Source organism: Streptomyces sp. NPDC006733 (genome assembly GCF_040636125.1).
GTDB lineage: Bacteria > Actinomycetota > Actinomycetes > Streptomycetales > Streptomycetaceae > Actinacidiphila.
In genome coordinates, this window is sequence record NZ_JBEYJD010000001.1 from 92,143 (window position 1) to 103,424 (window position 11,282).

The following is an 11,282-nucleotide window of genomic DNA, read 5'->3' on the forward strand; positions in this document are numbered from 1 at the left end:
GCCTAGCCAGGTGTCCCGCGACGCAAACGTGCTGGCGGCGCGCGGCGGGGTCACGCCCCCCGCGCGGGACGGAACCGGTTAGCCCGTGCGGCGGGCAGCGCGGTGGCTGAGGTATTCGGGGACGGTGATCATGGGAGGGCGCTCCTCCGCCGCCACCTCGTGCGTCGAGGGTTCGAAGCCGCCGTCCGCTCCCCGGTTGAACTGGGTGAGGACGGGGCGCACCAGCTGGCCGCGGGCGAGCCGGACCTGGGCGGTGCGGTAGATCGTGGCGGCCATCCGGCCGAGCGCCTGGCCGTCCTGGTGGCGGTGGTGGCGTACTCCCACGTCCACCTGGGCCAGGGCGTCCAGGCCGACGGTGTTCAGCGCGTCGACGAGCATGCCGAGCTCGACGCCGTAGCCGACGGGGAAGGGCAGCCGCTCCAGCAGGGAGCGGCGGGCCGCGTACTCGCCGCCCAGCGGCTGCACGAAGCCCGCCAGCAGCGGCCAGTGCAGGTTGAGCAGGGGGCGGGCGACGAGCTCGGTGACGCGGCCGCCGCCGGCCGGCACCACCGTGTCGCCGGTTTCGAGCGGGCGGTCGTACATGGCCTTGACCAGCTGGACACCGGGCTCGGTCAGCAGCGGTCCGATGATCCCGTGGACGAAGCGGGCGTCGAAGTCGCGCAGGTCCGCGTCGACGAAGCAGACGATCTCGCCGCTCGTCACCAGGAGCGACCGCCACAGCACCTCGCCCTTGCCGGGCACCGCGGGCAGGCCGGGGAGTATCTCGTCCCGGTGCACGACCCTGGCTCCGGCGCGGGCCGAGACCTCCGCCGTACGGTCCGTGGAGCCCGAGTCGATCACGATCAGTTCGTCCACGAGCGGGACGGGCCCGCTCATCAGCTCGTCGCGGATGGTGCGCACGATCGCACCGACCGTGGCCTCCTCGTCGAGGGCGGGCAGCACCACGCTGACCGTGCCCCGGTCGCCCGCGGAGCGCTTGGCCGCGCGCAGCCGGTCGAGGGGGCGGTCGGCGGCGGACCAGGACCGTCGATCGAGCCAGCGCTCCACCTCTTGCAGCACGTGCGTGACTCCCTGATCGTGGGTGACGGGCGGATTCCACCCCGCGGCGGACCCCTGTGTGACCCATCTCGCGGTACGGACGACCCTCTCAAGTGTCGGGCTCGTCGGTTACAGTCTTGAACAACGCGAGTGACCACCGCATGCCGGGGTCACCACGGAAAACAAATGCCCGGGCGTGAGCCCGGTGCCACAGCGCTCATCCAGAGGGACTGAGGGAACGGCCCGCAGAAGTCCCGGCAACCCTCCCGCCACATCTCGTCGTCGACGACGCGAGGCCAGGTGGGGAAGGTGCCAATTCCGTCTCGTGGCGATCGTCGCCGCGGGGAAGATGAGGAGAAAGGGCCTCGCCGTCATGGCTGTGCAGACCATCGACACCACTGGAACCACCCCGGACACCGGAGCCGACTTCGGCCCCGCCGTCGCCCTCTCCTGCCGCGAGTGCGGAGAACGCGTCGCGCTCGGTCCGGTCTTCGCCTGCCAGGAGTGTTTCGGGCCGCTCGAAGTGGCCTACGACCTCCCCACCGGTGACCCGGAAGCGCTGCGCAAGCAGATCGAGTCCGGCCCGGCGAACATCTGGCGCTACGCGCCGCTGCTGCCCGTCCCGGCCGACGTGGTCGACAAGCCCAACCTGAACCCGGGCTGGACCAAGCTGGTCAAGGCCGACAACCTGGCCCGCGAGCTGGGCGTCACCGGCGGCCTGTACGTCAAGGACGACTCCGGCAACCCGACGCACTCCTTCAAGGACCGCGTCGTGGCCATCGCCCTGGAGGCCGCCCGCACCTTCGGCCTCACCACGCTCTCCTGCTCCTCCACGGGCAACCTGGCGGGCGCCGTCGGCGCCGCCGCCGCCCGCGCCGGCTTCCGCTCCTGCGTGTTCATCCCGCACGACCTGGAGGCCGGCAAGGTCGTCATGGCCGCGGTGTACGGCGGCGAGCTGGTCGGCATCGAGGGCAACTACGACGACGTGAACCGGTTCTGCTCCGAGCTGATCGGCGACCCGATCGGCGAGGACTGGGGCTTCGTCAACGTCAACCTGCGCCCGTACTACGGCGAGGGCTCCAAGACCCTGGCGTACGAGATCTGCGAGCAGCTCGGCTGGCGGCTGCCGGACCAGATCGTCATCCCGATCGCGTCCGGTTCGCAGCTCACGAAGATCGACAAGGGGCTCCAGGAGCTGATCAAGCTCGGCCTGGTCGAGGAGAAGCCCTACAAGATCTACGGCGCGCAGGCCGAGGGCTGCTCCCCGGTCTCCGCGGCCTTCAAGGCCGGCCACGACGTCGTGCGCCCGGTGAAGCCGGACACGATCGCCAAGTCGCTGGCGATCGGCAACCCGGCCGACGGCCCGTACGTGCTCGACATCGCCCGCCGCACCGGCGGAGCGGTCGAGGACGTCACCGACGAGCAGTGCGTGGCCGCGATCAAGCTGCTGGCCCGCACCGAGGGCATCTTCGCCGAGACCGCGGGCGGGGTGACCGTCGGCGTCCTGCAGAAGCTCATCGAGACCGGTCAGCTCGACCCGTCGCTGGAGACCGTCGTCCTCAACACCGGTGACGGCCTGAAGACCCTGGACGCGGTCGCTCCGACCACCGGCCCGACCGCCGTCATCCGCCCGACCGTTGCCGCGTTCCGAGAGGCTGGCCTCGCATGAGTGCTTCTGTTCGTATCCCGACCATTCTGCGCACCTATACCGGCGGCCAGTCGGAAGTACCGGCCGAGGGTTCGACACTCTCCGAGATCCTCGAGTCGCTGGAGAAGAACCACGCGGGTATTTCGGCGCGCGTTCTCGACGACACGGGCAAGCTGCGGCGCTTTGTGAACGTCTATGTCAATGACGACGACGTGCGCTTTTCCGAAGGTCTGCAGACCTCCGTCCCGGACGGTGCGAATGTCTCGATCATTCCGGCGGTAGCCGGGGGCTGACCTCCGTCCCTACCCAGCGCGGCGTGAACTCATGCCCCGCCCACCCTGTGGTGGGCGGGGCATTTGAGTGTGGGGCGGTAGTTGAATCGAGGTACAGTTGCGCTGGACTCCCGCCTCCCCCTCCGCTGGGTTCGGCGATTTATCGCCAAATTCGCGAGATGATTGTCGTGTAGGCGAAGTATGTCCAGTCCGAGTTGCCCCGGATCCTTGTTGTTCATCCCTTTATTTCCGATCGGTCGTGCCCAGAATTCTCGTCTGATTGACCTGTTGCAGAGGGCATCCGTACGGATACATTCGGCCGCGGTCGACGCGTTCCGGCGCCGCCCCCAACCTTGGTGGGGGTGAGGTCTGACCCGGGTCCGCGAAGTGCGGATTCGCGATAGGGCCAGCAATAGGGGAGTTAGGGATGGCTCAGGGCACCGTCAAGTGGTTCAACGCGGAGAAGGGCTACGGCTTCATCGCGGTCGACGGTGGTGCGGATGTCTTCGTCCACTACAGCGCGATCCAGATGGACGGCTACCGCACCCTCGAAGAAGGCCAGCGAGTCGAGTTCGAGATCTCGCAAGGTCAGAAGGGGCCGCAGGCAGACATGGTCCGCCTGGCCGGCTGAAGCTCCGGAGCGTCGCCGACGACGCTACGCACTCACGCCGAAGGGTCCGTGTCCCGTCAGGGGCGCGGGCCCTTCGTGCGTCCTGGTGCGGGACGCGGCTGCGGGGCGCGCGGGGCGCCCGTGGCGCGGCGGCGGGGCGCCAGGGAGGCCGCCCGGGGGGCGGCTCGGGTGGTGGGGACGGGGGCGCGCGACGCCGCTCCGGGACCCCGAGTTGTCCACAGTCGCTTGCACTCGACTAGGGCGAGTGCTAATCATTGGCGTTAGCACTCTGACAGTGAGAGTGACAGAAGGACCGGGTCGGCGAGGCCCGTTCGACCGCTGGGAAGAGCCCGGCGATCGGCAGGCCGTCCGTCGCGGGCGCCACGCGGTCCACTGAAATCCACCCCTGTCCGGGAGGACCACTTCTATGGCCAAGATCATCGCGTTCAACGAGGAAGCTCGGCGCGGCCTCGAGCGCGGGATGAACCAGCTCGCCGACGCCGTCAAGGTCACCCTCGGCCCGAAGGGCCGCAACGTCGTCCTCGAGAAGAAGTGGGGCGCCCCCACGATCACCAACGATGGTGTTTCCATCGCCAAGGAGATCGAGCTCGAGGACCCGTACGAGAAGATCGGCGCCGAGCTGGTCAAGGAAGTCGCGAAGAAGACCGACGACGTCGCCGGTGACGGCACGACGACCGCGACCGTTCTCGCCCAGGCCCTCGTCAAGGAAGGCCTCCGCAACGTAGCCGCGGGCGCCAACCCGATGGCCCTCAAGCGCGGCATCGAGAAGGCCGTCGAGGCCGTCTCCGCCCAGCTGCTCGAGCAGGCCAAGGACGTGGAGACCAAGGAGCAGATCGCTTCGACGGCCTCCATCTCCGCCGCCGACACCCAGATCGGCGAGCTCATCGCCGAGGCGATGGACAAGGTCGGCAAGGAAGGCGTCATCACCGTCGAGGAGTCGCAGACCTTCGGGCTCGAGCTCGAGCTCACCGAGGGCATGCGCTTCGACAAGGGCTTCATCTCCGCGTACTTCGCGACCGACCTGGAGCGCATGGAGTCGTCGCTCGACGACCCGTACATCCTGATCGTCAACTCGAAGATCGGGTCGGTCAAGGACCTGCTCCCGCTCCTCGAGAAGGTCATGCAGTCCGGCAAGCCGCTGCTGATCATCGCCGAGGACGTCGAGGGCGAGGCGCTCTCCACCCTCGTCGTCAACAAGATCCGTGGCACCTTCAAGTCCGTCGCCGTCAAGGCCCCGGGCTTCGGTGACCGCCGCAAGGCCATGCTCGGCGACATCGCCATCCTCACCGGTGGCACCGTCATCTCCGAGGAGGTCGGCCTCAAGCTGGAGAACGCCGGTCTCGACCTGCTCGGCCGTGCCCGCAAGGTCGTCATCACCAAGGACGAGACCACGATCGTGGACGGTGCCGGCGAGGCCGACCAGGTCGCCGGTCGCGTCAACCAGATCCGTGCCGAGATCGAGAACTCGGACTCGGACTACGACCGCGAGAAGCTCCAGGAGCGCCTGGCGAAGCTCGCGGGCGGCGTGGCCGTCATCAAGGCCGGTGCCGCGACGGAGGTTGAGCTCAAGGAGCGCAAGCACCGCATCGAGGACGCCGTTCGCAACGCGAAGGCCGCCGTCGAAGAGGGCATCGTCGCCGGTGGTGGCGTCGCTCTCATCCAGGCCGCCGTCGCGTTCGAGAAGCTTGAGCTCGAAGGTGACGAGGCGACCGGCGCCGCGATCGTGAAGCTGGCCCTCGAGGCCCCGCTGAAGCAGATCGCCGTCAACGGTGGCCTCGAAGGCGGCGTCGTTGTGGAGAAGGTCCGCAACCTGCCCATCGGTCACGGCCTGAACGCCGCGACCGGCGAGTACGTCGACATGATCGCCGAAGGCATCATCGACCCCGCCAAGGTCACGCGCTCCGCGCTGCAGAACGCGGCCTCCATCGCCGCGCTCTTCCTCACCACGGAAGCCGTCATCGCCGACAAGCCCGAGAAGGCCGGAGCCGGCGCCGGCGCCGGTGGCGGCATGCCCGGCGGCGACATGGACTTCTGACCTTCCGGTCAGATCTCCGCACGCTCCCCGCAGTACGACCGAGGGCGGCATCCCCAGCAGGGGGTGCCGCCCTCGGGCGTTTCCGTCACCGCGTCCGTTTCCAGCGGCCCGCCGGACGGATCCGGCGGGCCGCGGGGGCCGTCAGGCGCCGGCCGACTCCAGGGCCGCGCGCAGGTGCCCGTTGCTCTTGGCCAGCAGCCGCGCCGCCGTGGAGGCGTCCACCCCGGCCAGGATCGCCAGGACGGCGTGCTTGACCTCGCCGTCCGCCGCGGCCAGCGCCGCCTCGATCGTGGCGTCCGGCGCCCCCGTCGCCAGCGCGACGATCCGCCGCGAGCGCGCCCGCAGCTTCTCGTTGGACGCCCGGACGTCGACCATGAGGTTCCCGTACGTCTTGCCGAGCCGGATCATCGTGATCGTCGAGAGCATGTTCAGCACGAGCTTCTGCGCCGTGCCGGACTTCAGCCGGGTCGACCCGGTGAGCAGCTCGGGCCCGACCACGACCTCGATGCCGTGCTCGGCCGCCGCCGCGAGCGGCGAGTGCGCGTTGCAGGACAGCCCGACGGTGAGCGCCCCGAGCGACCGCGCGTGCTCGACGGCGCCGATCGCGTACGGGGTGCGGCCGGACGCCGAGACGCCCACGACGGTGTCGTCGGGCCCCAGGGCCAGCGCGTCCAGGTCGGCGGCGGCCAGCGCCTTGCTGTCCTCGGCCCCCTCCACCGCGGTGACCATCGCTTCCGGGCCGCCCGCGATCAGGCCGACGACCTGCCCGGGATCGGTGTTGAACGTCGGCGGGCACTCGCTCGCGTCGAGCACGCCCATCCGGCCGGCGGTGCCGGCCCCGGCGTAGAGCAGCCGCCCGCCGCGCGCCATCCGCTCGGCGATGTCGTCGATGGCCGCGGCGATGGCCGGCAGCTGGGCCGCGACCGCGGCCGGGACGGTGGCGTCCTCGGCGTTCATCGTCCGGGCGATCTCCAGGGTGGACTGCCGGTCGATCTCGGAGAGCTCGGGCCGGAACGCCTCGGTGGTGAGGGTTTCCAGCTCCTTGCGCAGCTCGGTGTAGGCGGAGTCGGTGGAGGGGGACATGCCGTTCGTACGTCCTTACGTGAAGCGGTGAGCCGCGGCGCCACGTCATCGCGTCGCGGCATGGTGCTGCGTGCTGTGTTCTCCGGGTGCTGGGTGCTGGGTGCTGGGTTTTCCGGGGGCCGGGTTTTCCGGGGGACGGGCCCCCGGGTGTCCCCCTAGGAGCGGGGCGCGCGCGGGCTGTGCCGCGGGGCCAGCGCCTCGTACGAGGCGGACAGCGCCGGTGCGGCGGTCTCGTAGGTGCGCTGCATGACGCCTATGAACAGGAAGTCCACCACGAGGAGCTGGCTGGTCCTGCTCGACATCGCCGCGGGCCGCAGCTCGCTCTCGCGCGAGGTGGACGTGGTCAGCACGTGGTCGGCGTACTGGGTGACCGAGCCGTCCGGACGGCCGGTGATCGCCACCGTCGTCGCGCCGCGGTCGAAGGCCACCCGCAGCGGCTCGATGACGTCATGGGTGTTCCCCGAGTGGGTGATCGCGATCGCCACGTCGCCGGGCCGCAGCTGGACCGCGTTGGTGATGGCCAGGTGCGGGTCGCCGTGCGCGTGCGCGATCAGGCCGATCCGCAGCAGCTTCTGGGCCAGGTCCTGGCCCACCAGGCTGGAGGCGCCGATCCCGAAGACCTCGATGCGGCGCGCGGCGGCGAGCGCGCCGACGGCCGCCTCCAGCTGCGCCACGTCGAGCTGTGCGGCGGTGTCGGCGAGCGTCTGCTGCTCCTCGCGCGCGAGCTTCGCGACCACGTCGGTCAGCGGATCGTCCACGGCGATGTCCGCGGTCACGGCGGGCGGCACGCCGGCCGCCTGCTGGGCGGCGAGCGCGGCCAGCGCCAGCCGCAGGTCCCGGTAGCCGGGGTAGCCGAGCAGCCGCGCGGTACGGACGACGGTGGCCTCGCTGGTGCCGGTGCGCTGCGCGAGCGCGGTCACGGTGAGGTGCGCGCAGGCGGCGGGGTCGTTGGCCACGGCCTCGGCGACCCGCTGCATCGAGCGCGTCATCGAGGGCCCGACCGTACGGACGGTGGCCGCCAGCGTCCCCGGGTCCGGGCTCTTGGCGGGTACGGCGGAGGCGGCAGGGGCGGCGGACGCGTCACGGGACGGCCGCGCCCGCGAGGGGAAAGTTTCCTTCACGCTGTACGTCACGCATTGAAAGATATTTTCAGTGCGCTGGGGCGTCAAGAGGACAGCAGGCAGAATGGACGGATGGATCGTGATCTCGAAGAGGCCCTGCACGCCGCACGGGCCCTCATTCTCGCCGACCTCGCCGCCCGGGACGTCGCCGGTCCCGAGGTCGTCTCCCTGGTCGAGAACGCCGTCACGCAGCGGCGCTGGTGGGTGGAGCAGTGGCCGGAGGGGAGCGGGTTCGTCGCGGGCCTCGTCGCCCAGGACGTCCAGGACGCGCTGCTGTCGCGCTTCGGGCGCTGGCCGCTGTGCCCGCTGTGCGAGGAGCCGCACGGGCTGGCCGTGGAGCCGGAGCTGGGGCCCGACCCGCACTGGGTCTGCGAGACGGCCGGGACGGTCGTCGCCCCGGTCGGCGGGCTGGGCTGACGGTGCCGACGACGGCGGCGGTGCCGCGATGACCGTCTACATAGACCCGCCGACCTGGCCGGGGCACGGGCGCATGTGGTCGCACCTGGTGAGCGACGTCTCCTACGAGGAGCTGCACGCGTTCGCCGCCCGCATCGGCTGCCCGCCGCGCGCGTTCGAGCGGGACCACTACGACGTTCCGGCGGCGCGCTACGCCTCGGCCGTCGCACTGGGCGCGGTGGAGGTCGGCAGCAAGGAGATCGTGCGCCGGCTCATCGCCGCCGGGCTGCGCCGCCGCAAGGCCCCGCCGGCGGGCGACGCGTCAGTGCGATAGCTCGGCCGGCGCCGGGGCGTGGGTCGCCGCGCTGCCGGTGACGACGCGGCTCGCGCCGTGCCGGCGCAGCGAGACGACGACGAGCGCGATGGCGACGGCGGTCATGGCGGCGCCCGCCCAGGCGGTGGCCGCGAAGCCGAAGCCGCCGCTGATGACGAGGCCGCCGAGCCAGGGACCGGCCGTGTTGCCGGTGTTGAAGGCGGAGGTGGTGGTGGCGCCGGCCAGCGTGGGCGCGGCGCCCGCCACGTTGAAGATCCGGGCGTTGAGCGCCGGCGCGGTGAAGAACGCCGACAGGCCCAGCAGGAACGAGAGCGCGATCACGGCGACCTGGTTCTGCGCGGTGAGCGCCAGCACCACCAGGAAGACGGTGGACGCGGAGATCCCGAGGAGCAGCACGCCGAACAGGTGGGCGTCCGCGAAGCGGCCGCCGATCGCGGTGCCGATCAGCGCGCCGACCCCGAAGAGGCCGAGCACCGCGGGCACCGAGCCCTCCGGCAGCCCGGCGACGTCCGTGAGCAGCGGGGCGAGGTAGCTGAAGGCGCAGAACACGCCGCCCGCCGCGAGGGCGGTGATGCCGATGGAGAGCCACACGTTGCCGTCGCGGTAGATGCGCAGTTCCTCGCGCAGCCGCGGGCGGGAGTCCGGGATCGGTATGCGGGGGATGAGCGCGACCACGCCGACCAGCGCCACCGCCGACATGATGGCCACCGCCCAGAACGCCGAGCGCCAGCCGAACTGGTCGCCCAGGAAGGCACCGGCCGGGACGCCCAGCACGTTCGCGATGCTCAGTCCGCCGATCATCACGGCCATCGCGCGGGCCCGCGCGTTCATCGGGACCATCGAGATCGCGACGGCCGCGCCGACCGCCCAGAAGCCCGCGCAGGCCAGCGCGCTGATCACCCGGGAGGCGAAGAGCAGCGCGTAGTTGGGCGCCAGGGCGCCCGCGACCTGGCCGAGGCCGAAGAGCGTGATCAGCGCGATCAGGGTGGTGCGGCGGGGCAGCCGGAGCGTGGCCACGGCGAGCAGCGGCGCCCCGACGACCATGCCGATCGCGAACGCGGATATCAGCAGTCCGGCCCGCGGGATGCTGACGCCGAGGTCGTCGGCGATCGGCGGCAGCAGGCCGGAGAGCATGAACTCGGAGGTGCCGAGCGCGAAGACGCTGAGGCCGAGGACGTAGACGGCTACGGGCATGCGGGAGCGGCTGGCGACGGCGGAGGGCATGAACGTCTACAGCGCCCCGGCCGGCCCCCGTATTCCCGGGTCAGCCGGCGAGCAGGAGTTCCAGTTCCGTCGTGAGGTTGCGGCGGGCGATGTGCTCCCACCGCTCGTGGCCGATGGGGGTGCGGAAGAGGCGGGGCAGGTCCAGCAGTTGGCGCAGGACGGCGGCGCGGCCGGCGCGGAAGTCGTCGTCGGGCACGAAGCCGTACTCCTGGCGGACGGCGGCCGCGTAGGCGGCGTACGCGGCCGGCTCCCCGGCCAGCACCGCGAGATCCGCGTCACACAGCACCTCGCCGTTGCGGTCCTCGGGGGCCGGGTCGTGGCTGGTCGTGAGCTCCACGAGCCGGACCACCTCGGCGACGCGCGCGGCGTCGACCCCCGCCTCGGTCAGCGCGCGCTCGGCCAGCCGGGCGCTGCGCTCCTCGTTCTCGGAGCGGTCCGGGCGGTAGACGGCGTCGTGGAACCAGGCGGCGAGCAGCACGGCGTCCGGGTCGTCGGCATAGGCGGCCAGTTCGACGGTGTGGTGGAGAACGGCGACCAGGTGATCCGTGGTGTGGTAGCGGCGCTGTTCCTCGGCCCAGCGGCCCAGGAGGTCCAGGCCGTAGGCCTCGGGGGGAGACGTGTCGGGGTCGGAAACCGGGGCGACCCGGGTGCGGCGCAGCAGGTCACACCATTGGGTGAGCAATGCGGCATGCTGCGGGTGCGTCGTGTCGGGGGTGACAGCCATGGTGGCTATTGTGCGCCTGAGGGCTCGCGCGGGGATGGCGATTGTGGCACTCTTGGCCATATGTCTAGACCAATTTTCGAGGTGATCGCCCTCGGCGTCGACGACGCCGTAGCGGCCCAGACCGGCGGTGCCGACCGCCTCGAGCTGGTCACCGACATGGCCGCGGACGGCCTCACCCCGTCCCGCGAGACCTTCGCCGCCATCCGCGCCGCCGTCGACATCCCGCTGCGCGTCATGCTCCGGCTCGCCGACGGCTTCGCCGCCGGTGACATCGACACGCTCTGCGAGACGGCGGAGGGGCTGCGCCGCGAGGGCGCGGACGAGTTCGTCCTCGGCTTCCTCGACGCCCGCGGCGCGGCCGACCTCGAAGCGGTCTACGCGGTCGCCGACGTCATCGACGGCTGCCGCTGGACGTTCCACCGGGCGCTGGACCGCGCGGCGGACCGCGACGCGGTGCGCCTGCAGCTGGCCGGCCTGCCCGGCCTGGACACCTACCTGACGGCCGGCTCCCCGAAGGGCGTCGACGACGGCCTGGCGGTCCTGGTCGCGGAGGCGTCGCGGACGCTGACCCCGGCCCCGGAGCCGGGGTACGAGCCCCGCATCCTGGTCGGCGGCGGCCTGACCCGCGACCACCTGCCGGCGCTGCGGGCGGCGGGCATCGACGGCTTCCACGTCGGCGGAGCGGTCCGCCCCGCGGGCTGGGCCTCCCCGGTCGACGTCGACGCGACCAGGGAGTGGCGCGCCCTGCTGGACGCCCCCGTCCCGGTGGGCTGACC

12 protein-coding genes and 1 riboswitch are annotated in these 11,282 nt (G+C 71.5%); of the genes, 7 read left to right on the forward strand and 5 right to left on the reverse strand.

What is annotated here, in order from left to right; genetic code table 11:
- Positions 1-78: 78 nt before the first annotated feature.
- Complete coding sequence (locus ABZ721_RS00425; RefSeq protein ID WP_358786296.1) at positions 79-1,059, reverse strand: glucosyl-3-phosphoglycerate synthase; 981 nt, start codon at positions 1,057-1,059, stop codon at positions 79-81.
- Positions 1,060-1,252: 193 nt separating this feature from the next.
- A riboswitch (SAM riboswitch) is annotated at positions 1,253-1,394 on the forward strand.
- Between the two features lie 17 nt (positions 1,395-1,411).
- Here ABZ721_RS00425 and thrC point away from each other — a divergent pair.
- From thrC to groL, 4 genes are all read left to right on the forward strand, one after another.
- On the forward strand, positions 1,412-2,707 hold the full coding sequence (gene thrC / locus ABZ721_RS00430) for a threonine synthase (RefSeq protein WP_358786297.1): 1,296 nt from the start codon (positions 1,412-1,414) through the stop codon (positions 2,705-2,707).
- Entirely contained in the window at positions 2,704-2,979 is a 276-nt protein-coding gene (locus ABZ721_RS00435; RefSeq protein WP_358786298.1) for a MoaD/ThiS family protein, read from the forward strand. Before thrC ends, ABZ721_RS00435 begins: the two co-directional genes overlap by 4 nt.
- 406 nt (positions 2,980-3,385) lie before the next feature.
- Positions 3,386-3,589 (forward strand): cold-shock protein, encoded by a 204-nt coding sequence (locus ABZ721_RS00440; RefSeq protein ID WP_009339379.1) that lies wholly within the window; start codon positions 3,386-3,388, stop codon positions 3,587-3,589.
- A 406-nt stretch (positions 3,590-3,995) separates the two neighbouring features.
- Positions 3,996-5,624: a chaperonin GroEL gene (gene groL, locus ABZ721_RS00445; protein ID WP_358786299.1), complete on the forward strand. Its 1,629-nt coding sequence runs from the start codon at positions 3,996-3,998 to the stop codon at positions 5,622-5,624.
- 141 nt (positions 5,625-5,765) lie between these two features.
- Here groL and murQ read toward each other — a convergent pair whose 3' ends face one another.
- Together murQ and ABZ721_RS00455 are read right to left on the reverse strand one after the other, a co-directional pair.
- Positions 5,766-6,707 carry an N-acetylmuramic acid 6-phosphate etherase gene (gene murQ, locus ABZ721_RS00450; RefSeq protein ID WP_358786300.1) on the reverse strand — a complete coding sequence of 314 codons (942 nt, stop codon included), beginning with the start codon at positions 6,705-6,707 and terminating at the stop codon, positions 5,766-5,768.
- Positions 6,708-6,862: 155 nt separating this feature from the next.
- Complete coding sequence (locus ABZ721_RS00455; protein WP_358786627.1) at positions 6,863-7,729, reverse strand: MurR/RpiR family transcriptional regulator; 867 nt, start codon at positions 7,727-7,729, stop codon at positions 6,863-6,865.
- A 171-nt stretch (positions 7,730-7,900) separates the two neighbouring features.
- Between ABZ721_RS00455 and ABZ721_RS00460 the strand changes: the two genes are divergently transcribed.
- Both ABZ721_RS00460 and ABZ721_RS00465 read left to right on the forward strand, forming a co-directional pair.
- Positions 7,901-8,245, forward strand: a complete 345-nt coding sequence (locus ABZ721_RS00460; protein WP_358786301.1) for a hypothetical protein — start codon at positions 7,901-7,903, stop codon at positions 8,243-8,245.
- Positions 8,246-8,273: 28 nt separating this feature from the next.
- Positions 8,274-8,558 carry a DUF4031 domain-containing protein gene (locus ABZ721_RS00465; protein ID WP_358786302.1) on the forward strand — a complete coding sequence of 95 codons (285 nt, stop codon included), beginning with the start codon at positions 8,274-8,276 and terminating at the stop codon, positions 8,556-8,558.
- On the opposite strand, the gene ABZ721_RS00470 is transcribed toward ABZ721_RS00465, so the two are convergent.
- Both ABZ721_RS00470 and ABZ721_RS00475 read right to left on the reverse strand, forming a co-directional pair.
- A complete protein-coding gene (locus ABZ721_RS00470) occupies positions 8,547-9,752 on the reverse strand; it encodes a Cmx/CmrA family chloramphenicol efflux MFS transporter (RefSeq protein WP_358786628.1) in 1,206 nt (401 codons plus the stop codon). The two genes, ABZ721_RS00465 and ABZ721_RS00470, sit on opposite strands and share 12 nt — an antisense overlap.
- A gap of 70 nt (positions 9,753-9,822) precedes the next feature.
- Entirely contained in the window at positions 9,823-10,506 is a 684-nt protein-coding gene (locus ABZ721_RS00475) for a hypothetical protein (RefSeq protein WP_358786303.1), read from the reverse strand.
- A 60-nt stretch (positions 10,507-10,566) separates the two neighbouring features.
- Here ABZ721_RS00475 and ABZ721_RS00480 point away from each other — a divergent pair, with 60 nt between their 5' ends.
- Complete coding sequence (locus ABZ721_RS00480) at positions 10,567-11,280, forward strand: copper homeostasis protein CutC (RefSeq protein WP_358786304.1); 714 nt, start codon at positions 10,567-10,569, stop codon at positions 11,278-11,280.
- The last annotated feature ends 2 nt before the right edge of the window (positions 11,281-11,282 follow it).

Coding starts and splice junctions, on each gene's coding strand:
- thrC (WP_358786297.1), top strand. CDS start 1,412: ATGGCTGTGCAGACCATCGACACCACTGGAACCACCCCGGACACCGGA.
- ABZ721_RS00435 (WP_358786298.1), top strand. CDS start 2,704: ATGAGTGCTTCTGTTCGTATCCCGACCATTCTGCGCACCTATACCGGC.
- ABZ721_RS00440 (WP_009339379.1), top strand. CDS start 3,386: ATGGCTCAGGGCACCGTCAAGTGGTTCAACGCGGAGAAGGGCTACGGC.
- groL (WP_358786299.1), top strand. CDS start 3,996: ATGGCCAAGATCATCGCGTTCAACGAGGAAGCTCGGCGCGGCCTCGAG.
- murQ (WP_358786300.1), bottom strand. CDS start 6,707: ATGTCCCCCTCCACCGACTCCGCCTACACCGAGCTGCGCAAGGAGCTG.
- ABZ721_RS00460 (WP_358786301.1), top strand. CDS start 7,901: ATGGATCGTGATCTCGAAGAGGCCCTGCACGCCGCACGGGCCCTCATT.
- ABZ721_RS00465 (WP_358786302.1), top strand. CDS start 8,274: ATGACCGTCTACATAGACCCGCCGACCTGGCCGGGGCACGGGCGCATG.
- ABZ721_RS00470 (WP_358786628.1), bottom strand. CDS start 9,752: ATGCCCGTAGCCGTCTACGTCCTCGGCCTCAGCGTCTTCGCGCTCGGC.
- ABZ721_RS00475 (WP_358786303.1), bottom strand. CDS start 10,506: ATGGCTGTCACCCCCGACACGACGCACCCGCAGCATGCCGCATTGCTC.
- ABZ721_RS00480 (WP_358786304.1), top strand. CDS start 10,567: ATGTCTAGACCAATTTTCGAGGTGATCGCCCTCGGCGTCGACGACGCC.